Annotated in this window: 21 protein-coding genes, 2 tRNA genes and 1 other RNA gene; 13 read left to right on the forward strand and 11 right to left on the reverse strand. The window is 50.1% G+C overall.

Annotated elements, in window-relative coordinates; all coding sequences use genetic code 11:
- Both ACQY18_RS03540 and ACQY18_RS03545 read right to left on the reverse strand, forming a co-directional pair.
- Nucleotides 1-1203: hypothetical protein (locus ACQY18_RS03540; RefSeq protein ID WP_428038880.1), on the reverse strand; the 1203-nt coding region annotated here is incomplete at its 3' end.
- A gap of 134 nt (nucleotides 1204-1337) precedes the next feature.
- Complete coding sequence (locus tag ACQY18_RS03545; protein ID WP_428038881.1) at nucleotides 1338-2396, reverse strand: hypothetical protein; 1059 nt, start codon at nucleotides 2394-2396, stop codon at nucleotides 1338-1340.
- Nucleotides 2397-2521: 125 nt separating this feature from the next.
- Here ACQY18_RS03545 and ACQY18_RS03550 point away from each other — a divergent pair, with 125 nt between their 5' ends.
- Nucleotides 2522-3616 carry an LptF/LptG family permease gene (locus ACQY18_RS03550; RefSeq protein ID WP_428038882.1) on the forward strand — a complete coding sequence of 365 codons (1095 nt, stop codon included), beginning with the start codon at nucleotides 2522-2524 and terminating at the stop codon, nucleotides 3614-3616.
- The gene (locus tag ACQY18_RS03555) at nucleotides 3616-4701 is read left to right on the forward strand and encodes an LptF/LptG family permease (RefSeq protein ID WP_428038883.1); all 1086 of its coding nucleotides are present in this window, start codon (nucleotides 3616-3618) and stop codon (nucleotides 4699-4701) included. Before ACQY18_RS03550 ends, ACQY18_RS03555 begins: the two co-directional genes overlap by 1 nt.
- Before the next feature lie 74 nt (nucleotides 4702-4775).
- On the opposite strand, the gene ACQY18_RS03560 is transcribed toward ACQY18_RS03555, so the two are convergent.
- From ACQY18_RS03560 to ssrA, 4 genes are all read right to left on the reverse strand, one after another.
- Nucleotides 4776-5618: an ankyrin repeat domain-containing protein gene (locus ACQY18_RS03560; protein ID WP_428038884.1), complete on the reverse strand. Its 843-nt coding sequence runs from the start codon at nucleotides 5616-5618 to the stop codon at nucleotides 4776-4778.
- 7 nt (nucleotides 5619-5625) lie between these two features.
- Nucleotides 5626-5994: a response regulator gene (locus tag ACQY18_RS03565; protein WP_176778224.1), complete on the reverse strand. Its 369-nt coding sequence runs from the start codon at nucleotides 5992-5994 to the stop codon at nucleotides 5626-5628.
- An 8-nt stretch (nucleotides 5995-6002) separates the two neighbouring features.
- A complete protein-coding gene (locus ACQY18_RS03570) occupies nucleotides 6003-7412 on the reverse strand; it encodes a phosphoglucomutase/phosphomannomutase family protein (protein ID WP_176778223.1) in 1410 nt (469 codons plus the stop codon).
- 68 nt (nucleotides 7413-7480) lie between these two features.
- Nucleotides 7481-7827: a transfer-messenger RNA gene (ssrA, locus tag ACQY18_RS03575) on the reverse strand.
- Between the two features lie 99 nt (nucleotides 7828-7926).
- Here ssrA and ACQY18_RS03580 point away from each other — a divergent pair.
- From ACQY18_RS03580 to pssA, 4 genes are all read left to right on the forward strand, one after another.
- Entirely contained in the window at nucleotides 7927-8337 is a 411-nt protein-coding gene (locus tag ACQY18_RS03580; RefSeq protein ID WP_176778222.1) for an NYN domain-containing protein, read from the forward strand.
- Between the two features lie 66 nt (nucleotides 8338-8403).
- A tRNA-Leu gene (locus ACQY18_RS03585) sits at nucleotides 8404-8486 on the forward strand.
- Nucleotides 8487-8516: 30 nt separating this feature from the next.
- Nucleotides 8517-9188, forward strand: coding sequence for a phosphatidylserine decarboxylase (locus ACQY18_RS03590; protein WP_176778221.1), 672 nt, complete (start codon nucleotides 8517-8519; stop codon nucleotides 9186-9188).
- 61 nt (nucleotides 9189-9249) lie between these two features.
- The gene (pssA, locus tag ACQY18_RS03595; RefSeq protein ID WP_428038885.1) at nucleotides 9250-10023 is read left to right on the forward strand and encodes a CDP-diacylglycerol--serine O-phosphatidyltransferase; all 774 of its coding nucleotides are present in this window, start codon (nucleotides 9250-9252) and stop codon (nucleotides 10021-10023) included.
- 193 nt (nucleotides 10024-10216) lie between these two features.
- Here the strand turns inward: pssA and ACQY18_RS03600 are convergent, their stop codons facing one another.
- Complete coding sequence (locus ACQY18_RS03600) at nucleotides 10217-11131, reverse strand: magnesium transporter CorA family protein (protein WP_176778219.1); 915 nt, start codon at nucleotides 11129-11131, stop codon at nucleotides 10217-10219.
- A 162-nt stretch (nucleotides 11132-11293) separates the two neighbouring features.
- Here ACQY18_RS03600 and ACQY18_RS03605 point away from each other — a divergent pair, with 162 nt between their 5' ends.
- Nucleotides 11294-12040 carry a nucleoside phosphorylase gene (locus tag ACQY18_RS03605; RefSeq protein WP_428038886.1) on the forward strand — a complete coding sequence of 249 codons (747 nt, stop codon included), beginning with the start codon at nucleotides 11294-11296 and terminating at the stop codon, nucleotides 12038-12040.
- Between the two features lie 115 nt (nucleotides 12041-12155).
- Here ACQY18_RS03605 and ACQY18_RS03610 read toward each other — a convergent pair whose 3' ends face one another.
- Entirely contained in the window at nucleotides 12156-13649 is a 1494-nt protein-coding gene (locus ACQY18_RS03610) for a protein kinase domain-containing protein (protein ID WP_428038887.1), read from the reverse strand.
- A gap of 73 nt (nucleotides 13650-13722) precedes the next feature.
- On the opposite strand from ACQY18_RS03610, the gene murI reads away from it, so the two are divergent.
- Together murI and ACQY18_RS03620 are read left to right on the forward strand one after the other, a co-directional pair.
- Nucleotides 13723-14520, forward strand: a complete 798-nt coding sequence (gene murI, locus ACQY18_RS03615) for a glutamate racemase (protein WP_428038888.1) — start codon at nucleotides 13723-13725, stop codon at nucleotides 14518-14520.
- Nucleotides 14517-15212, forward strand: coding sequence for a polyphenol oxidase family protein (locus tag ACQY18_RS03620; protein ID WP_428038889.1), 696 nt, complete (start codon nucleotides 14517-14519; stop codon nucleotides 15210-15212). Before murI ends, ACQY18_RS03620 begins: the two co-directional genes overlap by 4 nt.
- An 84-nt stretch (nucleotides 15213-15296) precedes the next feature.
- On the opposite strand, the gene ACQY18_RS03625 is transcribed toward ACQY18_RS03620, so the two are convergent.
- Nucleotides 15297-16526, reverse strand: coding sequence for a cation:proton antiporter (locus ACQY18_RS03625; RefSeq protein WP_428038890.1), 1230 nt, complete (start codon nucleotides 16524-16526; stop codon nucleotides 15297-15299).
- A 61-nt stretch (nucleotides 16527-16587) separates the two neighbouring features.
- Here ACQY18_RS03625 and ACQY18_RS03630 point away from each other — a divergent pair, with 61 nt between their 5' ends.
- Nucleotides 16588-17520, forward strand: coding sequence for a GGDEF domain-containing response regulator (locus ACQY18_RS03630; protein ID WP_428038891.1), 933 nt, complete (start codon nucleotides 16588-16590; stop codon nucleotides 17518-17520).
- A gap of 76 nt (nucleotides 17521-17596) precedes the next feature.
- Here the strand turns inward: ACQY18_RS03630 and crcB are convergent, their stop codons facing one another.
- Both crcB and ACQY18_RS03640 read right to left on the reverse strand, forming a co-directional pair.
- Nucleotides 17597-17959, reverse strand: coding sequence for a fluoride efflux transporter CrcB (gene crcB / locus ACQY18_RS03635; RefSeq protein ID WP_428038892.1), 363 nt, complete (start codon nucleotides 17957-17959; stop codon nucleotides 17597-17599).
- A gap of 187 nt (nucleotides 17960-18146) precedes the next feature.
- The gene (locus ACQY18_RS03640) at nucleotides 18147-19688 is read right to left on the reverse strand and encodes an alpha-D-glucose phosphate-specific phosphoglucomutase (RefSeq protein WP_176778211.1); all 1542 of its coding nucleotides are present in this window, start codon (nucleotides 19686-19688) and stop codon (nucleotides 18147-18149) included.
- A gap of 93 nt (nucleotides 19689-19781) precedes the next feature.
- On the opposite strand from ACQY18_RS03640, the gene ACQY18_RS03645 reads away from it, so the two are divergent.
- From ACQY18_RS03645 to ACQY18_RS03655, 3 genes are all read left to right on the forward strand, one after another.
- Nucleotides 19782-20477, forward strand: coding sequence for a hypothetical protein (locus ACQY18_RS03645; protein WP_428038893.1), 696 nt, complete (start codon nucleotides 19782-19784; stop codon nucleotides 20475-20477).
- A 6-nt stretch (nucleotides 20478-20483) separates the two neighbouring features.
- Nucleotides 20484-21383 carry a UDP-N-acetylmuramate dehydrogenase gene (gene murB, locus ACQY18_RS03650; protein WP_428038894.1) on the forward strand — a complete coding sequence of 300 codons (900 nt, stop codon included), beginning with the start codon at nucleotides 20484-20486 and terminating at the stop codon, nucleotides 21381-21383.
- Between the two features lie 91 nt (nucleotides 21384-21474).
- Nucleotides 21475-21552, forward strand: a tRNA-Asp gene (locus ACQY18_RS03655).
- Nucleotides 21553-21628 lie beyond the last annotated feature (76 nt).

The raw sequence follows: 21628 nt of genomic DNA on the forward strand, positions 1-21628 counted from the left end.
TTCCTCCACCGACGAAGAAACCGTGGAGAACTGGCGCAAAATGTTAATAGCCGTGCCCATTACCTGGCTCAAGCGGTTGCCCGTCGTGCCTACATAGTCCACCGCCAGCACACTTTCCGCCGTAATAGTGCGCTTAAATTGAATAATACCGCTGGCGTAATCCACCGTGTAATCGGTACCACGGGTCAGCAAACGCCATTTACTTTCGTACGTTCCGCCGCCCATAACGTCGGAAGCGGTGCGGGATACGGGCACGAAGTCGTTATCGGAATTGTTAGCATCCAAATAAATTTCTTCCGTACCGGAGGAAATACCGCCCATTAAAGAACGCCAGTTATTGTAGACGGCAATATCCACCGTATTGGCCCCGGTAGTATCCGGCTTGATATTGCCGCCGAAAGTTAAATCGTAATAAGTGCGGCGTTTATAGTCCGCATCCGACAAGGTGGAAATAGCCAATACACTGCTGCCGACGAATTGCTTTTGCTTGCTGGAACCTTTGGTTTGGGAGCCAATCAGCCGCACGTCCAAATCTTTATACTGTAAGTGCATTTTGGCCCCGAACAACTGCTTTTGATAGGTAATAAATTCCGTTTCCGGCAGGGATAAATCAATATCCCCAAATTCCGCCAACTGCACAATTTCGCCCGGTTTGCCGCGGTACGCCACGGAGATTGTTTTTTCTTCCTCGCGTTGGTCGTCGTAGTCAATATCCACAAACACGCGGTCCAAAATTTTACCCTGCATTTTTAATTGGAGTTCCTGTTGCATGGTATTGCTGGACGTATCGCGTTCTTCGGTGGAGTTGTTTTTATCCTCTTTGTATTTTTTGGCTTCCATTTTGAAGCCCAGCACATAGCGCCCCGTCAAAGCAATACTGGTTCCGTACAGCGGCAGGGACAGCGTGGGGTTAAGCAAGGTTAAGTCCGGGATGGGCTCCGGGTCTTTATCCAACTTATACGCGCCCTCTACGGCAGTGACCGCCTGGCGCCAAAAAGCATTGGTGTATTTAAGCAGTTGGGCATCATCCGGCGTATCGGGTATTTCCAGGGCTTTTTCCTCGGCGGCCTGTTGGTCTTCGGCAAAAATATCGTATTGGGATTTATCCACCAGGCTATACGGCAATTCCTCCGCCCGGAGCTGGGGCGGAAACACAAACTGGCTTATTAATAAAAGGCTTATCAGTAGCCGGGGAATCTTCATGGGGATAAAATACCTCATTTTCCATTTTATGAAATTTAGCCGCCCTTTGCCGATAATTTTATCGTATGCGCGCGATAAAAAGCCCCGGAAAAACCATATTCCGGGGCATGTTTAACAATTGCTGTCAAAACGGCTTATTGGGGAATGGTATAAGAAACACTCCGTGTCGGCGTACCATGCTCCACAATGTGGAACACCAGGGTATCGCCTTTGCGCAGTTCAATCGGTCCGAAAGCGGCCTCGGCATGCGCGTAAGAAAACGGCGTATACAAATGGTTTAAGGCTACGGAGTATATCCAACTGCCGTGACGGTATAAAGAAATGGAGGAAATACTTTCGGTCGTTTCAATTTGCATGGCTTCTCGGCCAAACACCCGCACCGCCATCGCCCCGCGGCCGGTATCATACGCGCGGATTAACTGGCGGATACCGTCTGCCGTGACGGCCATAGAGCTTTCTATCCCTACCGTACCGCTGTGGACACCCAATACATAACCTTCCGCATCCAACACCGGGGAGCCGCAAAAACCGCTGGGGTCTTCTATAAAGCGGTAATCGCCCATCATTCTAAAACCGGTGACATTTTTAATATTGCGCATTAAGGCAACCGGTTTTAGCTGCTCGGTATGAAACACCGTATAGCCAAAGGAAAAAGCATTCATGCCCGCGCGGGCCGGCTCCGGCGCTAAACGCAAAGCCGTCACTTTCCCGGCCAATTCGTTCGGCAACCGCACCAACGAAGCATCAATCGCGTTCGGCCCCCAACCGCCGCCGGCCGCAATTTTCAAATCGTAATTATGGATTTTGCCCGCGGCATCCAACAAGCGCAGGCGGATAGACCTGCCTTTTCCGCCCCCCACATGGTACGGTACCACGGCCCATAAGCGGGAACGGCCGTGCTTAAAATCTTCCAAAATAAAACCGGTGGAGCGCAGGCCCCCCTGGTTCATACCAATTACCTGTACTAACGCATGGGGCATTTTAGTAAAAACTTCGCGCTTGGAGTAAACCTTCACTCTGTGCTGGGCACGCACCCGTTCCACCTGCGCCATGGCCCGTTGCTGTACCTTGGAAAGTGATTCCCCGGCCTTTTGGCCAATGCGTTTCAGTGCATTAAAGGCTTTATTGCCTTGCGCCTGCGAAACAGGTGCCAAAAAAACACATAAACAAACTAGCGTCAAAATTTTTTTCATAGCATCTCCTTATTTATAGAATAGCATTAATAGAGCCCGGTAAACAGAGTCTTTAGGCCCATACCCACCAGGGCCAAAAGGCCCATATTCCCCCGAACACAAAGGATATTTGTTAAAATGTAAATATGCGTATCAGTATTTTTACAAAATACATTGCCAAAAGCCTGCTCACGTTTTTTGTGGCCGTGGTGGGCATTTTAACCTTGGTTATTTTTATGAACCACTTTATCCGCGTGCTGAATATGGCCATGGCCTACGGCACCGGGTTCGGGTGGATTGTGTCTTCCCTGCTCAACATTCTGCCGGATGTATTTTGTTTAAGCGCGCCGATGGCCTTTCAAATAGCGGTCTTGCTGACCCTAACCAACATGAGCGAACACGGCGAACTGATAGCTTTGCGCGCGGCGGGGTTTTCGTTTAAGGAAATTGTCCGCCCGCTACTAGCGTGTGCGGTGGGGCTTTCCGTATTATTAATTGTCACCGGCAACTGGTTAAGCCCGCGCAGTTATAAAAAATTTCTGGACCGCCGCGACGAAGCCCGCAGTAAAATTACCAAAGTGACCTTAGAGCCCAAAACCTTCTTAAACCTGGGGGAATGGGAGCTGTATTTGGAAAATTTAGACGAAAAAAGCGGCGAAGCGCACCAAATTCATTTAATCAAAAAAGGGGATAACGGCGCATTAAGCACCAAAGTAAACGCCGCTACCGGCAAAATTGTACTGACGGACACCGCTATCGGCCTGCAACTGACGGACGGCCAAATGCAACGCATTGACGCCAAAGATTCCGCCTCCATTATCGCGGCGAATTTTGACAACTACACCATGAGCATTTCCTTAACCAAAGACCACCGCCGCAAACAGCGGGTATCCGAACAGACCACCACCAAACTGTTGCGCCGCATACAAGCGGGCACGCTTCTCAAAGAAACCGTCAACGAATACCGCACCGAAATCAGCGTGCGCAACGTGCTGGCGTTATCCCCTATTTTAATGCTATTTATCAGCTGCCCGCTGGGGTTTTCGCTCGGCAAGCGCACCAACAAGGGCTGGGGCATGCTGTTTAGCGTAATTATTATTTTTGCGTTTTATTTACTGATGACACTGGGGCTCAGTATAGGTAAAAAATATGCGTGTCTTTCCTATGTGGCGCCGTGTTTGCCGTTTTTTGTGGGCGTTTTTGTGGCCCAATATCTATGGAAAAAGAGGCTTAATATCTAATGCCGCGTATCTATTTTTATATCGCCCGGAAATTTTGGGGGCCGTTTTTATTTGCCCTGGGTGTTTTTGCCGCCCTGGTGGTACTGGGGGATACCTTTGAAAAATTAAAAACCCTCAATAACGGCTATTCCACTTTGGGGGCCGTTTTGAGCTATTCCCTGGCTACGTTCCCCAACTGGCTGGCTACCATTATGCCGGTGGCGTGTTTATTGGGGGCCATATCCGTTATTTCGGAAATGGTGGCTAATGGGGAATGGACCGCGTGCGTGGCGGGCGGGTTTTCCCCCAAACAATTATTTATCCCCGTAGTAGTTTGCCTTTTACTGGTGACGGGCCTAACTATGCTCATGCAGGAATTTGTCGTTCCTCCCTTAAACATTAAGGCGGAAACCATTTACTACACCAAAATAAAACCGCAGGAAGGTTTTAACCTGCAAACGGAATATGACGTAGCTATGAAAATTTCCCCCCACCAAATGCTTTACGCTAAAAAGGTGGATTTATCGGCCGGGAAAATGGAAGAAATTTCCCTGGATACTTACGACAGCGTATGGAACATTTCCAACCAAATTGTGGCAACCTCCATGACGTGGGATGAAAACCGCCACGCGTGGACGTTTCAAGACGGCACCAAACGCACCTTTGTAGACAAAATGGACACGCAAGAAGAACATTTTGATTTAGCCGATTCCCCGGTATCCACCGCCCCGGCGGATATGTCCGTCAACCGCACGGAAAGCAAACTGTTAAGCATACGCGATTTAAGCAAAAGAATCCGCTTTTTTAAGCAAAGCGGCCTGGCCTATTACGAGGCCGAAACCGTCCGCCAAGCCAAACTGGCCACGCCGTTCGTCACGCTGATTATGTGCTTATTGGGTATTCCGTTTGCTATCAGTATGCGGCGTAAAAGCAAAATTTTGAATATTTTGGCCTCTATGGTGATTGCGTTTACTTTTTGGTGGTTGATTTCCATGTTTACTTCCATTGGGGAAAACGGCTACATCAACCCGTTTTTGGCCGGGTGGGGCCCGGTAATTGTATTTGGCATAGTGGTATTTTTTGAATTTAAGTGGCTTAAATTATAAAAGCTAACCTATAATGCAACTCCCCGGTGGGCCATACAGCCTGCCGGGGAGTTTTTTTCTGTCAGAAAACAGCGTTAGTTTAGCTCGTCGCCGGATAGGGCGCCTTGCTCCGTTAAATACGCCCGCAACGCTTCCCCTTCGGCCAAATCCAATACGCTCAAGCGGTTGGTGCGGACGTGGACATCATATTTCCCTGCCGCCAATAACTTACCCGCTTCGCGCCGGGCCGCGCGGTGTTCTTCGTTTTCGTCTTCCGGCTGCAACAGTTTCAACGCATCCAGGGCGGAAATTTCTTCCTTTTCCCGCGCATTTACATTGGCCCCGTGTTCCACCAAAATCCGGGTTAAATTCAAATCTTCCTGCTGAACGGCCCACATTAAAGGCGTATAGCCGTAATGGTCTGCGCCATCCACTTTGGCTCCGGCCGCCAAAAGCACGCGGGCCGAGTCCGCCGCTTTGCAACGCGCCGCCCACGCCAAAGCCGTCAAGCCGCGGGCATCTTCCTGCTCGGTCTGCGCCCCATGGGCCGCTAAAAATTCCGTAATTTCCGCCTGATTGTTAATGCACGAGGCCATTAACGGCGTGCGGCCGTCGTCCGTAGCGGCATTTACATCCGCCCCGGCCTCTACCAAAAAGTGCGCCACGTCCGTTTTACCTTGCAGGGCGGCTATCGTCAGCGCGCCGGTGCCGTCTGGCAGTGCGGCATTTAAGGAAGCCCCGCGCACCGCCAAAAAGCGCACCACTTCCGCATTTCCGCCTTGCACGGCTACCAACAGCGGGGTCCACCCGCTGGACAAATGCCATTTTACATCCGCCCCGGCCTCCACCCAGCGCTTTACGCTGGCTAAATCGCCGGTTAAGGCGGCATCAAACAAAGCCTTGTTGATTTGGGCTTTTTCTTGGGTTTGCGTAGTCATAAAAATCCTATTTATTTTGGGAAAGTACGCGGTGGATGGAAGACAATAAATCGTCCGTATCAAACGGCTTAAACAGTACGCCGTCCGCCCCCAAACGCTGTGCTTCCGCCACAATGGTATCTTGCCGCAGGCCCGTCACCATTAATACTTTTACCGACGGCAAATGTTTTTTGAGTTTGGCCAAAATATCCAGGCCGTTTTCGGTAGGGAAGAAAATATCCAACAGCACCAGTTCCACTCCGCTGCCGTTAATGTGGGCGAACAATTCGGCCGAGCCGCCTGCCTCCAACGCCACTTCAAAGCCGGAAGACTCCAGCACGTTGCGTATAGCAGAACGCAAGATTACGGAATCGTCCACTAAAGCTATTTTAACCATTTTCCCCTCTATTTAAGATACGGAGCCACCAATTTGGCCCCAAAGTCCAACATAGCCTGGGTATCTTTTTTGGTGGCCGTTTCGGCATAGACCCGCAGGAGCGGCTCCGTGCCGGACGGACGAATGAGTACCCATTCATCATTTTCTAAAATTACTTTTAAGCCGTCGGCCGTGTAAATTTCGGCAATTTTATGCCCGTTGATTTTTTTAGGCAATTTTTTGCGCATTTTTTCCACCACGGCGGCTTTATCCATGGGTTTGGTAATGGGCAAATCTTTACGCAAATAGACGGATGCCCCGTATTCCGCGGCTACTTCCGCACATAGTTCGCTGGCTTTTTTGCCCGTGACGGCCATTACTTCCAGGAAGGTAAGCGCCACCATTAAACCGTCGCGGTCCGGCAGACTGCCTTTCCACGCGTACCCGCCGGATTCTTCCACGCCAAAGGCCACATCATCCAAAAAGATACGCTCCGCCACGTTTTTGAAACCGACGCCCACTTCTTCAAACAGCATTTCGTGCTTGCGGGCAATGCGTTTGAGCAGGTAGCCCATGGAATACGTTTCCACCACGTTGCCTTTTAAGCGTTTATTTTTGATTAAATAATCCAACAAAACAGCCGCCAGCACGCACGGGGTTAAATAAGTGCCCTTTTCGTCAATCAGTGCCACGCGGTCGCCGTCGCCGTCAAAGGCAATACCCAAAACGGCTTTTTTATCCAAGACGGTTTTTTTAAGCTCCGCCAGGTTTTTTTCCACCGGCTCCGGCTGGATACCGTTAAAAGTGGGGTCATGCTGTGCGCGAAGCGCAATCACGCGCGCCGGAGCTAACAGGCGCTCCAAATACCCGCTGGCCGCACCGTACATATAGTCCATCACCACTTTGCCTTTCATAGCGGCAATTTTTTTCATATTCACATGGGAGGACACATATTTCAAATAAACATCGGTCAAATCTTTCTTTTCCGCTTTTTGCCCGTATAAGGACAAAATGGAATTTTGGTCCAGCAACTGTTCCACTTCTTTCGTCACACGGGTGGGTGCGGAACCGCCCGCCAGTTTAATTTTAATACCGTTATATTGGGCCGGGTTGTGGCTGGCCGTCACCATAACGGCTAACCAAAATTTGCTGATAGTTAAGCAACTGGCTACCGGGGTGGAAACCGGGCATTCGCCCAGCGTGACATTTAATTTATTGGAACGGAAAATAGCGGCAATATCCGCGGCAAAAATGTCCGACATAAAACGCCGGTCATACCCTACAAAAATTTTAGAGGTTTTGCCTTCTTCTTCGGCGGGGGCGTTTTCGTTAATAAAATCCGCCAAGGCTTGCGCCACGCGGCGCACGTTTTCAAAAGTAAAATCCCAAGCGATTACGCCTCTCCAACCGTCGGTACCAAATTTAATATTTGTTGCCATACAATCTCCTTATAAAATCACCGCCCCCGCAAAACCGCGCGGGCGGCATTTGCCGCTAAAACATAAAAAAGTGGAGGTGGGGGGATTCGCACCCCCGTCCGAACATCCTTTCCGCCAAGGCGCTACAAGTTTAGCTCTGTTTGGTTAACCGCGCCCTAAACACAGAGCGGCAAGAACGCGGTTTGTTCCGTTTGGCTTACGCACGGGAAGACGAAACGCGCCGCCCGTGCGGCATTTCACATAATGACCGTGACCTTTCAGCGTGTGAAAAGCACCGAAAGCACGGTGGGACTAAGCGTTAGCCCAAGCAACATTGCTGTTGTTAGTTATTTTTGTGGCCCTATTTTAGCCGGCCTGGCCAACCGGCACTTGCTCCCAGGCAGCAACAGATACCCGTCGAATCTATTACACCCCCGTAAAAACGGTAATTTTCATAGAACCGTCCTGCAAAAAACGGTATTATATTGTATCATTTTCTTATAACAATTTTTTATATGAAAGGCAACACCCTATTATGTATACCTCCACAAAACCTACCGTTTATTTAATTGACGGGCTCAATATTGTGCGCAGTTTTTTGTATGAATTTGCCCGCACGGAAGACGAAGTGACCGCCGATTTTATTGATTTACTGGCTGATATTTCCGCCCAGCCGCAATATGCCATGCACGAATATAACCTGATTTTTGACGGCTCTTTCCGCCCAGTCGGCCCGTTGTACCGCGGCGGCGTGCATATAGAATTTTCGGAAAGTGACACCGCCGACCAAATCATTTACGAAAAAGCCCTCTTTTTGCATGCTTCCGGCAAGCGCGTAATAGCCGTGACGGACGACCGGGAATTGCAAAACACGCTGAAAAAAGAGGGCGTAAAAACCCTGTTTTGCCAAAAGTTTTACCGCTCCTTAAAAACCTTTGATAAGTAAAATTTCCCTCTATGTTGCAAAATTATATGCACATTATCTAATTTTTTGTTAGAATATGTATGTAAAGGGCTGGTGGCGAAATGGCAGACGCGACAGACTTAAAATCTGTTGGCCGCAAGGCCGTGGGGGTTCAAGTCCCCCCCTGCCCACTCTTTTTATTTATACCGCAGGAGTAAGAAATGCTGGAAGACATCAACAGAACTTTTTCCAAATGCTTCGGCTGGGTGTTTACGGTACAGCCTATGGGGCTGAAATTTTTTGCCGTACTGGCATTGGTAGCGTGTGTTTGCGCGTTGTTTACCTGGCGGTTTTTAGCCGTATTATGCGCTGTGGTGGCTGTTTTTTGCGCGTATTTCTTTAGGGACCCTGTCCGCAATACCGCATTTACGGAAGACGAAATTGCCTGCCCGGCGGACGGCACCGTTTTAAGCATTAAAACGGAAGAAGACCCCAACTCCGTAGTCGTGCGGATTTTCCTTTCCATTTTTGATGTTCACGTTCAGCGTTCCACCGTATCCGGCAAAGTGGGCGAAATTTTCTACCACAAAGGGGAATTTTTATTTGCCAACAACCCGGATGCCGCTTCCAAAAACGAACGCAACCTTATCCAACTTTTCCAACAGAACAATCCGGCGCGCTTTGCCCATGTGGAACAACTGACGGGCGCTATTGCGCGGCGTATTGAATGTTGGGTAAAACCCGGGCAGGAAATTAAAACGGGCGACCATTTGGGCCTGGTGCGTTTTGGCTCCCAAGTGGCGGTGTATTTGCCTAAAAATTCCGTGCGCGTGTTGGTAAAAGAAGGGCAAAAAGTGCAGGGCGGTTTAACCGTACTGGCCCTGTGGAAATAAGGCCCCCTAACGAGGATTTCCCATCATGCAAGAAGAAACAAAGTCTTCACAAAAAGCAGAAATGAAAGTTGTTGATAAACTAAAACACACCGGTGCCATAACGGCGCCTTCTTTATTTACCCTGGGCAATTTGGCCTGCGGGTTCTTTTCCATTTTAGCCGCCGCCAAAGGGCATTTTGCGCAAGCCGGCTGGTTGATTTTATTTGCCGCCGTGTTTGATATGTTTGACGGCCGCGTGGCCCGCCTGTTGGGCACGGAAAGCAACTTTGGGGTGGAAATGGATTCCCTGGCGGATGCTATTTCTTTCTGCACCGCCCCGGCTATGCTGATGTACTTTTTTGTATTGCACCAGCAACCCATTTGGGGCGCGCCGATTGCGTGCGTATACGCCTGCTTTGGGGTGTTGCGTTTAGCCAAATTCAACACCATGGCATTAGCGGGGGAAGGCTCCAAAAAATACTTCTCCGGCTTACCGGTGCCGGCCCCGGCGGCCTTGCTGGCCTCCTTTGCCATTTCTTACAGCATTATGGAAGGCAATATGGGCGGGCACAACATCCGCTTATTAACGCCGTACTTGCCGCACTTGTATAATTTTGTATGGTTTGCCATGCTGATTTTAGCCTTATTAATGGTATCCAACGTGCCTTATGCGGCGTTTAAGGCCAAACGGGAAAAACGCATGAGCGTATGGGCGCTTTTGCTGATTGTATTTTTGGTAGTATTGTTAATCCGCTACCCGCAAGACGTTATTTTGATTGTTTTTTCCGCTTATGTGATTTTCGGCCTGTTAGCCGTTTTATACCGGGCGTTCCGCGGTATAAAAGTGGAGAAATAAACCAAACGGATTTTTCAAAAACCCTGCCACCCGGCGGGGTTTTTTATTTGCACGGGAGCAGTAAGAGCAACTCGCCTAAACCGTTAAAATCCCCCCAGTTTCCGATGAAAAGCGCCGCCCCGGTTGGCCCGGAGCGGCGTTTTTGTCTAATCCTTATAAAATCTGTTTTAAGCGGCCCAAACCGCTCTATACGCTACCAATTTTTGTGCCGCCAGTACATCATTACCAGCCACACCAAAATCAAACACACACCAATTAACATCCAAAAAGCGTCCGGGTGGTCCGAAAGGGGCAAGGCCACGTTCATACCGTACGCACTCACCACCAGGGTCGGCACCATCATCCAAATAGTCACTACGTTTAATTTTTTAATCAGCAAGTTCAGGTTGTTGCTCACAATAGAAGCACGCGCGCCGAGCAACTGGGCCAAAATGTTGGAATAAATATCCGCCTGCGTTTTGCACTGCATATTTTCAACAATAATATCGTCCAGCATTTCTTGGTCTTTTTCGTCAAAGCCGATGCGGGCCGAAAGGTTGCGGGTTTTTTCAAACACAAAACCGTTAGAGGTAATAGCTTCCGCGTAATACACCAAACTTTTTTCCAAACTAAACAGGTTAAGCAGGTAAGTATTATCCATAGATTCCGTCATTTTGTCTTCTATTTCTTCGGAAATCATGTGAATAATGCGCAAGTGTTCCACATAATGGGAAATGGAGTTGTACACCAGTTTTAAGAAAACCTCTTTGATAGAGGACACCACTGCAAAACGCTTGCCCACAAACAGGGGGATGTCTTCCGCCAAGACCACCACCAATTTATCTTCAAACAAAAACATCCCTACGGAAGCCACCTTAAATTCCAACTGGTCTTTGCCGGAATAATTTTTCGGGCGTTTGTAAATCATTACAATATGTTCCGGCTCAAACTCCAAGCGGGGTTGTTCGTCCGGGTCCAACGCGCTGGCCAGGGTGTGTTCGTCTATTTGGTAGGATTCCACCAAAAAGCGCTGTTCCTCTACCGTCGGGTTGGTATATACAAATACCTGCGCGGTGGATTCGTCCACTTCGGCCAGTCTGCGGTTTACAATGTTGTATTTTTTTAGCATGATTTACGCCTCAGGCAAAACAACTTATTTATATGATAACACCTATTACGGCGCCTTGTAAAGCAAATAATCCCGCGCGGGCGGTTTTTTAGGGCAACCCAAAAGGCCGTTTCATAGCCGCTTGTTTTTTTGTATAGTAATAAGTGGAGTCCTCTTATTATTATGACATTATTATTTCCCAAATCTAAAAAAGCCGGATTAAAAGAAATTTCTTCCGCCGCCGCGTATGTAAAGCATATCCGTTGCGGCTTAAAATTGCCCAAAAAGGCGGTTTTGTGCCCTATTTCTTCCTTAACCAAATATGTGGAAAGCCACGCCCAATATAAAAAATATAATTGCGAGGCGGACATCTATGTATTGGAAAAACAAAACTTGTGCTATGTGACCAACTTCGGTTGCGGGGCGCCGGGTATGGCCATGGCGCTAGAAGTGCTGATTGCGCTAGGCGTACAGGAATTTGTGTTTATCGGGCTGGCGGGCTCCTTGCAGGAAGAAGTAGAGCCGGCCGATATTGTGCTTTGCCAAGAAGCCTTGTGTGATGACGGCACGTCCCCTTGCTATACCGCCAAAGAAACGGCAAAACCCAATAAAGCCTTGTTTAGCGCACTGGCCAAACAGTTAAAGGCAGACGGGCACGACTTTCATATCGGGCGCAACTGGACGACGGACGCGATTTTCCGGGAAACGCCGCAGGAAGTGCGCCACTATCAAAAGCAAGACACACTGACGGTGGAAATGGAAACCGCCGCTTTTTACGCCATTTGCGCCAAACGCAAAGTAAAAGGCGCGGCGGCCTTTGTGGTCAGTGACGTACTGGCCCGCCTGAAATGGGAGCCGCACTTTGGCGAAAAGCCCATTTTCCGCCATTTGGAAGATGTTTTTACCGCCGCCCAAAAAGTATTAAAATAAAACCTTTTGGCAAAAAGCCCCGCCCCGGCGGGGCCTTTTTTATGATATGCGCCCGCGCCCGATTTAGCAAGCACAAAAAAACCGCCCCTCCGGCGGTTTTTAGATTTATAAAGTATTAATAATGGGTTTTTTCCGGGTCTTCCGGCAAGGGGTTAATGGCACTTAACCGGCTCCAAAATTCGTCCACGCTTTGCAAGCGCTCTTTGGGGTCTTCTTTCAGCGCGTCTTCTATCAATGCGTCCACCGCCGGAGGAATGCCCGGGGCCAGGCGGGAAGCCGGATAAATCTTTTTATTAGCAATATCAAAGCCTTTTACCGTCCACGGCACTTGCCCCACCAACGCTTCATACAGGCACAGCGCCAGGGAGTATACGTCCGATTGCTTGCGCATAAACCCCTTTTGCTGTTCCGGGGCCATATAGGCGGGCGTGCCGGCCACCGTGCGGGCGCCGGTGTCGTTATCCACCATTTTTTTGGCTACGCCAAAATCCATTACCTTGGCGCGGTCGTCGTCCAAAATCATAATGTTGCCGGGTTTTAAGTCACAATGCACAATGTCTTGGGAGTGCGCATAGTGGAGCCCGCGGCAGACGGATTCAAAAATCTTTTTCGCCTTGGAAAACGCAATCCGGCCGTCAATATCCAGGCGGGTTTCCAGCGTTTGCCCGTCCACATATTCAAACACCAAATACAAACTGCTTTCGGATTCTATTACCGTGTAAATTTCCACAATGCACGGGTGGCGCAGCAAGGCTACCATGCGCGCTTCCGACAAAAACTGCTCCCGCACATACGCACTGCGCACCAGTTCCGGGCGGATACGCTTAATAGCCACTTTGCGTTTAAGCACTTTATCATAGGCTTCGTACACTTTCCCCATGCCGCCTTCCCCAATCTGGCGCACAAAATCATACTGTTCTTTAATGTCGGATTCCCGGCGGGAATACGCATTTTTCGGGCGGCGGAAAACGTCTTCGTACCGCAAATACACAAACACCACCACCGCAAAAATAATGGCAATAAAATACCACGTCACCCAGTTGGGCGTTTGTTGGTTGCGGTTGGCAGGCTCTTTAGCGGTAGTTGCTTTGACAAATGTTTTTTCGTCCAATTCTTTTTTTATTTTAGCCGCTAATTTGGAATTGGGATTTAAGGACAGGGCTTTTTCAATATCAATCCGGCAACGCTCGTAATTGCCGCGCTGTAAATACGCCCCCGCACGCAAGATATAGGCCCGCGGGTCTTGCGGGGCCACGGCTATGGCCTCTCCGGCGGAGTAAATAACGTCATCCGTCTTGCCCAAACCGTCATAAGCTATGGCCAACAACAGGTAAAAGCGTTTATCCAAAAAGTTTTTGGCGGTTAAGGCGTTAATCCGGCGGATAGCGGACGCATACTGTTTGTTTTTTAATAAATCGTTTAAGGCGGCTACTTCGGCATTACGCGCATTTCGGTCAAACACTTCCGGGCGGTGTGCGGCCGCCGTCTGTTCGGAGAAATTTCCCCCAACCACCAGCGGCGCGGCAGCATTTTTACGCTGTGCCCAAACAGGTTGCGTAAGCAACAAAACAGCCAAAATAAAAAAAACATATTTACGGAACATATCCATATTTTAGCACAAAGCAACCGTATGCGCCATAAAAAATAGGCTTTTGGGCGCCGGAATTCATATAATAGAAGATATGAATAATGCGCCTATCGGTATTTTTGACTCCGGCTTGGGCGGGCTTACTATCTTAAAAGCCCTGCGCCGGACGTTGCCGCACGAAAAGCTCATTTATTTTGGCGATACGGCCAACGTGCCTTACGGTTCTAAATCCAAACAGACCGTCACGCAGTTTTCGTTGGATATTGCCCGCTTTTTGGAGCAAAAAGGGGTCAAACTGATTATTGTGGCCTGCAATACGGCCTCGGCCCTGGCCTTACACACGCTCAAAAAACAAATCAGCGTGCCTGTATTGGGGGTGATTGAACCGGGGGCCGCCAAAGCCGCCGCCACCACCCGCAACGGGCGTATTGCCGTACTGGGCACGGAAGCCACCGTTAAAAGCGGGGCGTACCGCCAACAAATCCTCCAAAAACGCCCCCAAACGCACGTTTTGCAGGTACCCTGCCCGCTCTTTGTGCCGCTGGTAGAAGAAGGCTGGGCCAAAAAGCCGCTTTCGGAATTAGCCGCGCGGGAATACCTTAAACCCGTTCTTAAAAACGGGGCGGATACCGTTATTTTGGGTTGCACCCATTACCCGGTGCTAAAGCCGGTTATTGCCCGCGTGCTGGGCAAACAGGTGCGCCTGGTGGACTCTGCCGACACCCTGGCGCAAGAAGTGAAACAATTTTTATCCTCCCGCCAACAGCAAGCCGGCGGCAAAGGCTCCCTGGCTATTTACGCCAGTGATGCGCCCGAGCGGTTCAAACGCTTGGCGAAGCATATTTTAGGCACGCAACTTTCCACCGTGCGGCTGAAAAAACTAAACGCATGAAAATTTATTCCGACCCCCGATTACTGGCCCTGGGCGTAGTGGGCGGGACTGTTTCCCGCCACGCAGGCAATATGCGCGAACGCCCGGTACAAGATGCTTTTTTTGAAAAATTGGATATTCCCTCCGCCCGCATTTTGCGCTTACACCAAGTGCATGGGGACCATATTTTGCCTATCCTCACACCCGAGCAGGCCGCCCGTCAACAAACAATCACCCCGCTCCCCCACGCAGACGGTTGGATTTTGCGCCCGAAAGGCTTTGGGGCCGCCGTGCTGACCGCCGATTGCGTACCCTTGTTTTTATGGGATAAAGAGGCCGATTTGGTAGCTTTGGTTCACGCCGGGTGGCGCGGGGTGGCACAGCTATTACCGCAACAAACCGCGCTGGAAATGCAGGCGTTGGGTGCCAAAGGGCCGTTGCAGGCGTTTTTGGGCCCGCACATTCAAAAATGCTGTTTTGAAGTGCAGGAAGACACCGCGCAACAGTTCCCACACACCTGCTGGGTGCGCCAAAACGGAAAATTATTTATAGATTTAACTTTAGAAATCCGCCGCCAACTGCAAGAAGCCGGCTTAACCGAGGACGCCGTTTACGCGCCGGATTTTTGCACCTGCGGCAACGCGGAGCAGTTTTTTTCCTGGCGCAGGGACCACCTCAAACAAAACTTACTGTCCTTTATTTACAAACCTTAAACGGAAAAACACCCCGAACTTTCGCCCGGGGTGTTTTTTATTATAGGGTCAAAATGCCGCATTTACGCGCGGAATTTTGCTTTTTTATTGGGAAATATGCCTGCTGAAAGCACTGTTTACAAACCCCTGTAAACCGCCTTTCTGCAATCGGAAGGAAAGCAGGTTGGATAATATCACACCGAAAAAGATAACCGCATATACCACATCTTGCACGGTTTCCCCTTCCCCGGGCAGTTGTTGGGCCGCCATAGCCGCCAGTACCGCGCTGACCAGGCCGTTGGGGCACATGGCCCACAAAACGGCCGTATCCCCGCGGGACATGGTTTTAGCGGTGCAAAAATCGGCCACCGGCAAACGCAACAGAAATTTTACCAGCACCACCAACAGCCCCGCCGCCACCGGGCCCCACGCGCCCACGCGCATACAAATACCCATATATACAAAAAAGAGCGTTTTGAAAATAAATTCCACTTCATCAAAAAACACGCGTTCTTCCGCATTTAAGGCAAAGCCTTTAATTTCAAATTTATGCAGCCACAAGCGGCTGAACACGCGGATATTGCCCGCCACAATGCCAAACACCAGGGTTGCAATCGCGCCGTCGCCGCCCAACAGCTTGGTGGCGCCGTACACCAACAGCACAAACGCAAACGTCAGGGATACGGCATTTTCCATCCGGCGCACATGGTTTAATACGCTCATCCAAAAAAGCCCGGCCGCCAACGCAAATCCAATGCCGATAGCAAACGATTTAACCACCTCAAACAACATATATCCGGCCGATACTTTGGCCCCCGTCACCAGTACGCCAATCAGCGCCAAAGAAACCACAATCGCATACACCCCGGTTAAATTAGCCTCTAAAAACAGCACGGTGCGGGTATTATCGGCCACGTTGAGTTTGCCTAATAACGGAATGACCACCGCCGAAGAATTACTGGCCGCAATCGCGCCGATTACACACGCCGCCAGTAGCGGCAAATCCAACAGCCAATAGGAGCAAAACGCAATCCCGGCGCCGGCCAATAAAAACATACAGGTAGCCAACAACACACCCTGCAACGCCGTACCGCGCAAGGCAGATACGTTAAAATTCACCCCGCTCTTAAACAACACCACCACCAACGCCAAGGTAGTAAAAATCTGCCCGGCCGAGCCGAACATATCCGGCGTGACGATATGCAGCCCCGGGCCGATTAACATCCCCAGCAGCATCAGGGGCAAAACGTCCGGCAGGCGGGTTTTTTCAAACAAGAAAGAAAACACCTGCCCTAAAAATAAAACAGCTCCGATAAACAAAATGGCATAGGTCATAAATTTATTATATGAAAATTTGCTCTTGCGCCGGGCAGTAATATTTCATTTAATACTTACTATGGAAACCAATGCAAAAATTTTACTGGCGGATGATTCCGCTACCCTTCGCTTTTTAGTATCGGAAGTGCTTACAGATGCCGGATTCGGCGTGATAGAAGCGCAAGACGGGCAGGAAGCTATTGATAAAACCTATAAAGAAAACCCCGACTTGCTGATTTTAGATTACGAAATGCCCCGTAAAACCGGCTTTGAGGTGGTGCGCGAAGTGCGCAGCCGCACCGGTTATTTGCACACGCCCATTATCATTTTTACCGCGGCGGCCGATAAAGCCACCAAACTGGAAGGTTTGGGCCTGGATATTGACGACTATTTAACCAAACCTGCCGACGGCGAAGAAATTGTCGCCCGCGTAAAATTGCTCCTTAAACGCAACAAACAAAAAATGGACAGCAACCCTTTAACGCGCCTGCCGGGCAACCCCTCCATACAAGCCCGCGTGGAGCAGGAAATTGCCTCCCAACGTAAGTTTGCCGTGCTGTATTGTGACTTAAACAATTTTAAGGCATATAACGACAAATACGGTTTTGCCGCCGGGGACCATGTACTCCTTACCGTGTCCGGCATTATCGTACGCGCCGCCCTGCAAGACCCCACGGCCTTTGTGGGGCACATTGGCGGAGATGATTTTATTGTGGTTTGCTCTTTTGATAAAGCAGAGGCTATTGCCCAGCAAATCACCCAGGAATTAGACTCCACCGCCCCCTTGTTTTACAACGAACAAGACCGCCTGCAAGGGTTTATGGACTCCGTCAACCGCCGCGGCGAAGCGGAACGGTTTAATTTGCTTTCCATTGGTATTGGCATTGTGCATAACACCCAACGCAAGCTGACCTCTTTTGCGATGGTAAGCAACATTGGCAGTGAACTGAAATGTTTAGCCAAACGCCAGCCGAAAGGCAGTTGCTATGTAATGGACCGCCGCGCCGCTTAATTTTAAGGCACATTTAGGCACACAAACGCGGGAGCCTGCTTTTTATAAGGCTCCCGCGTTTTATTTGAAAAAGCGTTTAACACATTTTTTGCAACTTGAACCCGGCCCACACCGCCACCAAACAAACCCCTACATTTAACAGCACATTCAGGGCCGCTTGGCCAAAACCGCGGTTTTGAAAAAGCGCCAGCGTATCTAAAGAGAAACTGGAAAACGTAGTAAATCCGCCCAACACCCCCACCACCAGAAACAAACGGCCCGGGTGGGCGGAATTTTCAAAACAGGGCGCGCAAAAACCGATAGCCAAACTGCCCAGTACATTAACGGCCAACGTGCCCCAATGCCCGCGCCACGCCAGCACGGCCGCCAAAGCGCTCACCCCATAACGCAGTGCGGCTCCGGCAAAACCGCCCAAGCCCACATATAAAAAATTTAACATACTTTTATTTTACCAAAAGTAGGCTTTGCCCATAAAACCAACCGCCCCGGGACGAGTGGGAGGGAAAATTGGGGCCGTGGGGCATTTTGGAAAAGGATAAAAAACGCCCTTTGAAAAAGCCCCCTCATAATAAAAAACACCCCGGCGCCGAAACAGGGCCGGGGTTCGGGTATTTTAGAAGAGCATACTATTTACTAAATAATTTTTGGCCTTCTTCCACAATGCGTTGCAAGTGGTCTTCGCCCAAAAAGGTTTCCGCATAGAATTTTAAGATGTTTTCCGTGCCGGAAGGGCGCACCAAAAACCAAGAAGCCTGCAAGTAGATTTTAATGCCGTCCGTATCGCGCACTTGCGTGACGCGCTCGCCCGCTACGGTATACAGATTGGCAAAATCCGTCTTTTTGAGTGCTTTTATTTTGCGTTTGGTTTCGTCGTCCGTCGGCACGTCTATCCGGGTATAACTGGGGGTGCCGTACAATTTGGTAAGGCCGTCGTACAAGTGGGCAATATCCCCTTGTTTAGCCATAATTTCAAGCAGCAGACAAACGGCTAAAATGCCGTCTTTTTCCGTCGTCCACCCGCTTACGGACATTCCGGCGCTTTCTTCCCCGGCTATCACATATTTACGGCGGGCCAACCCGCGCACAAAATACTTAAATCCTACGTTTACTTCGTCCAATTTAGCGCCCTGCGCGGCGGCCAGACGGTCTAGCAGTGCCGTGGTGCCCAAAGTGCGCCCGATAGAATTGCCTTCCCGGCGGTGTTTGAGCAAATAATCCGCCATCACGCACAACGCGTGGTTGGGCGAAATCAGCCCGCCCGCTTGGGTCGCACAGCCGAAGCGGTCCGCATCCGGGTCACTGGCTCCGGCAAAAGCGTATTTGCCGCTTTCCACCAGTTTAATGAGCGGGGACATGGGATATTTGGAAGACGGGTCCATGCGGATTTTGCCGTCGTGGTCCAACGGAATAAAGCTAAACGTGGGGTCTTGGGTTTTATCCACAATTTCCATATTATCCAAATGATATTGCTTTTTAATGGCTTCATAATACGGCAAACTGGTGCCCCCCAACGGGTGAATAGCCGCTTTAATGCCGGATTTGGCAATCGCCTTAAAATCAATAATCCGCCCCAACGCCGTCACATACGGGGTCAGCACGTCGGCAGATTTGACGAGCCCTTTTTGGCGCGCTTCTTCCAGCGGCATTGTTTGAATAGCGGCCGGATTTTGCAAATACTCGTTGGCGTATTTTTCAATTTGCCCGGTCAATTCCGCATCCGCCGGGCCGCCGTTAGAAGGGTTGTATTTCAGTCCCATATCCTGCGGCGGGTTGTGGCTGGCCGTTCCGTTTAAGCAGGCCACCGCGCGGCCGCTTAAAATTTCAAACGAAAACACCGGCGTAGGCACCGGCATATCCGGCAAAATAACAGGAATGTTGTTGGCGGCTAACACTTCCGCGCACAAATTAGCCGTATCGCGGGAAACCACGCGGGTATCTCCCCCCACCAGCACCGGGCCGGTAATGCCGCGCTCCTTATGCAGGCGCGCCACGGCTTGCGCAATCGCCTTGGCGTGCAACGCGCAAAAGCCCGTTCCCAACTGCCCGCGGTGGCCCGAAGTACCAAATTTAACAGGCGCAGGAGCCCCCTGCGGATGATAAAAAGCATCTTTCAATGCGGCAACATCTAATTTATGTTTTGTAAGCGTTCCGGCCAATTCACTAACCATAAAACCCTCCCCTTTTGTGCGGCCCGGTTGATAAACGGGCTCTCTTTTTCTATCATATTATATGTCACTTATTTTATCAACAGGAGTTTTAATATGAAAAAACTGTCCGCTCTGCTTTTTGCCTTGGTTTGCGCGCTTCCCGCCGCCGCGACCGATTTGGGAGATGATTTTAGAAACCATATCAGCGCATCTTCCGATTTATCCGCCTACAATAAAGACGTTGCCACTATGATAGGCGTGGCCGATTTCCACACCGCCAAAGGGGCCACCTTCCCCGGGTTTGATATTGGGGCCAGCGTAAGCGCGATTAAACCCTCCGACTCTAACCATATTTCGCACGAAGATTACCTGTACACCGGCTTTTTAACCGCCGAAACCAAACTGCCTGTGCTGGGCATTACCGTAATGGCCCGCGGGACCGATATGAACGGTTTTAAGTCTTTGGGCGGCGGGTTAAAATACTCGTTTAAGCTATTGGAAGTGATTGATGTTTCCACCATGGCTTTTTACGACCGCGGCTCCACCGATTGGTACAAACAGGACCATTATTCCGCCTCCGCCACGGCCTCTTTCACCTTTTTGTTCCTCACTCCGTACGCGGGCGTCGGCTATGACTACGCCAAAATGGAAACCAAAAACCTGCCTTACCGCTTGTCTTCCGATGACGACTCCGTGCGCTATACGGTAGGGGCCAGCTTAAAACCGTTTCCGTTCGGCTACCTGTTCGGTGCCTACACCAAAACGGCAGGGAACGAGGGCTTTCAAGGCGGTATCGGCCTGAATTTTTAACGGTTTATGGATTATAAAAACGAATTAAAAAACTTCTTTGGCGAACATTGTTTATTTAACGAGCCCATGGGCCGCCACACCACCTACCGCACCGGAGGAAATGCGGAAGTGTTGGTGCTGCCCAAAACAAAAGAGGACTGGAGCTTTGTATTAAAATTAGCCAATACGGGCAACATTCCCTTGCGCATATTGGGGTTTGGCTCCAACATTTTGGTAGGCTCCGGCGGCTTAAACGGCATTGTTTGCGCCACCAGCCGCATGAATAACATTACCTGCGAGGGCGACACCGTGCGCGCCGAGGCCGGGGCCGCGCTGGATAAAGCGTGCGAGCTTTCCGCCGCCGCGGGCCTGGCGGGGCTTGAAAAACTGTCCGGCATACCGGGCAGTATCGGCGGAGCCGTTTATATGAACGCGGGTGCGTTTGGGCAAGAAACTTTTGACACCTTGGAATATTTTGACGTAATTGACCGCGAGGGCCGGCCGGCTACGCTGCTGAAAAAAGATGTTCCGCACGCCTACCGCCATGTGGAAGGGATAGAAAACTGTATTATCCTGTCCGCGGCGTTCAAACTGCAAAAAGCGGACGCCAAAGAACTTACCTCCAGCCGGAATTTTATTTTGCATAAACGCATAGAAAAACAACCGCTGGAATATCCGTCGGCCGGGAGCGTGTTTAAGCGCCCGGTGGGGGATTATGCCTCCCGCTTGATTGACGACACGGGCCTGCGCGGCCTGTCCGTCGGCGGGGCGAAAGTATCCGAAAAGCACGCCGGATTTATTGTAAACTTTAACCGCGCCACGCCGGAAGATATTAAAAACTTAATGGACCAGGTGCGCCAAAAAGTAAAAGAAAAACACGGCATTACGCTGGAGTTGGAACAAATTTTGTGGGGTAAATTTAGCTGAAATTTTAAGCCAAAAGAAACTTTTGCAAAATTTGTTTGACGGACCAGCCCAAATTAAGTTAAAATATATGTGTAGTAAGAAAGCAGTGTTTGGAGTCGTGGTGTAGCCTGGTTAACACGCTGCCCTGTCAAGGCAGAGACCGCGAGTTCGAATCTCGTCGACTCCGCCATTTACAACTAATACCCGCCTAACGGCGGGTTTTTTATTAAATACCGCTCACAATAAACCCCGGGCGTGAACCCGGG

Origin of the sequence: Candidatus Avelusimicrobium faecicola, from assembly GCA_900540405.1 — a bacterium.
Taxonomy (GTDB): domain Bacteria; phylum Elusimicrobiota; class Elusimicrobia; order Elusimicrobiales; family Elusimicrobiaceae; genus Avelusimicrobium; species Avelusimicrobium faecicola.

Bases quoted from the DNA above. Each gene is read 5' to 3' on its own strand.
- murI (WP_428038888.1), top strand. From the start codon at position 13,723: ATGAATAATGCGCCTATCGGTATTTTTGACTCCGGCTTGGGCGGGCTT.
- ACQY18_RS03555 (WP_428038883.1), top strand. From the start codon at position 3,616: ATGCCGCGTATCTATTTTTATATCGCCCGGAAATTTTGGGGGCCGTTT.
- ACQY18_RS03625 (WP_428038890.1), bottom strand. From the start codon at position 16,526: ATGACCTATGCCATTTTGTTTATCGGAGCTGTTTTATTTTTAGGGCAG.
- ACQY18_RS03550 (WP_428038882.1), top strand. From the start codon at position 2,522: ATGCGTATCAGTATTTTTACAAAATACATTGCCAAAAGCCTGCTCACG.
- ACQY18_RS03605 (WP_428038886.1), top strand. From the start codon at position 11,294: ATGACATTATTATTTCCCAAATCTAAAAAAGCCGGATTAAAAGAAATT.
- ACQY18_RS03645 (WP_428038893.1), top strand. From the start codon at position 19,782: ATGAAAAAACTGTCCGCTCTGCTTTTTGCCTTGGTTTGCGCGCTTCCC.
- ACQY18_RS03560 (WP_428038884.1), bottom strand. From the start codon at position 5,618: ATGACTACGCAAACCCAAGAAAAAGCCCAAATCAACAAGGCTTTGTTT.
- crcB (WP_428038892.1), bottom strand. From the start codon at position 17,959: ATGTTAAATTTTTTATATGTGGGCTTGGGCGGTTTTGCCGGAGCCGCA.
- ACQY18_RS03600 (WP_176778219.1), bottom strand. From the start codon at position 11,131: ATGCTAAAAAAATACAACATTGTAAACCGCAGACTGGCCGAAGTGGAC.
- ACQY18_RS03565 (WP_176778224.1), bottom strand. From the start codon at position 5,994: ATGGTTAAAATAGCTTTAGTGGACGATTCCGTAATCTTGCGTTCTGCT.
- ACQY18_RS03630 (WP_428038891.1), top strand. From the start codon at position 16,588: ATGGAAACCAATGCAAAAATTTTACTGGCGGATGATTCCGCTACCCTT.
- murB (WP_428038894.1), top strand. From the start codon at position 20,484: ATGGATTATAAAAACGAATTAAAAAACTTCTTTGGCGAACATTGTTTA.
- ACQY18_RS03640 (WP_176778211.1), bottom strand. From the start codon at position 19,688: ATGGTTAGTGAATTGGCCGGAACGCTTACAAAACATAAATTAGATGTT.
- pssA (WP_428038885.1), top strand. From the start codon at position 9,250: ATGAAAGTTGTTGATAAACTAAAACACACCGGTGCCATAACGGCGCCT.
- ACQY18_RS03570 (WP_176778223.1), bottom strand. From the start codon at position 7,412: ATGGCAACAAATATTAAATTTGGTACCGACGGTTGGAGAGGCGTAATC.
- ACQY18_RS03620 (WP_428038889.1), top strand. From the start codon at position 14,517: ATGAAAATTTATTCCGACCCCCGATTACTGGCCCTGGGCGTAGTGGGC.
- ACQY18_RS03545 (WP_428038881.1), bottom strand. From the start codon at position 2,396: ATGAAAAAAATTTTGACGCTAGTTTGTTTATGTGTTTTTTTGGCACCT.
- ACQY18_RS03580 (WP_176778222.1), top strand. From the start codon at position 7,927: ATGTATACCTCCACAAAACCTACCGTTTATTTAATTGACGGGCTCAAT.
- ACQY18_RS03590 (WP_176778221.1), top strand. From the start codon at position 8,517: ATGCTGGAAGACATCAACAGAACTTTTTCCAAATGCTTCGGCTGGGTG.
- ACQY18_RS03610 (WP_428038887.1), bottom strand. From the start codon at position 13,649: ATGGATATGTTCCGTAAATATGTTTTTTTTATTTTGGCTGTTTTGTTG.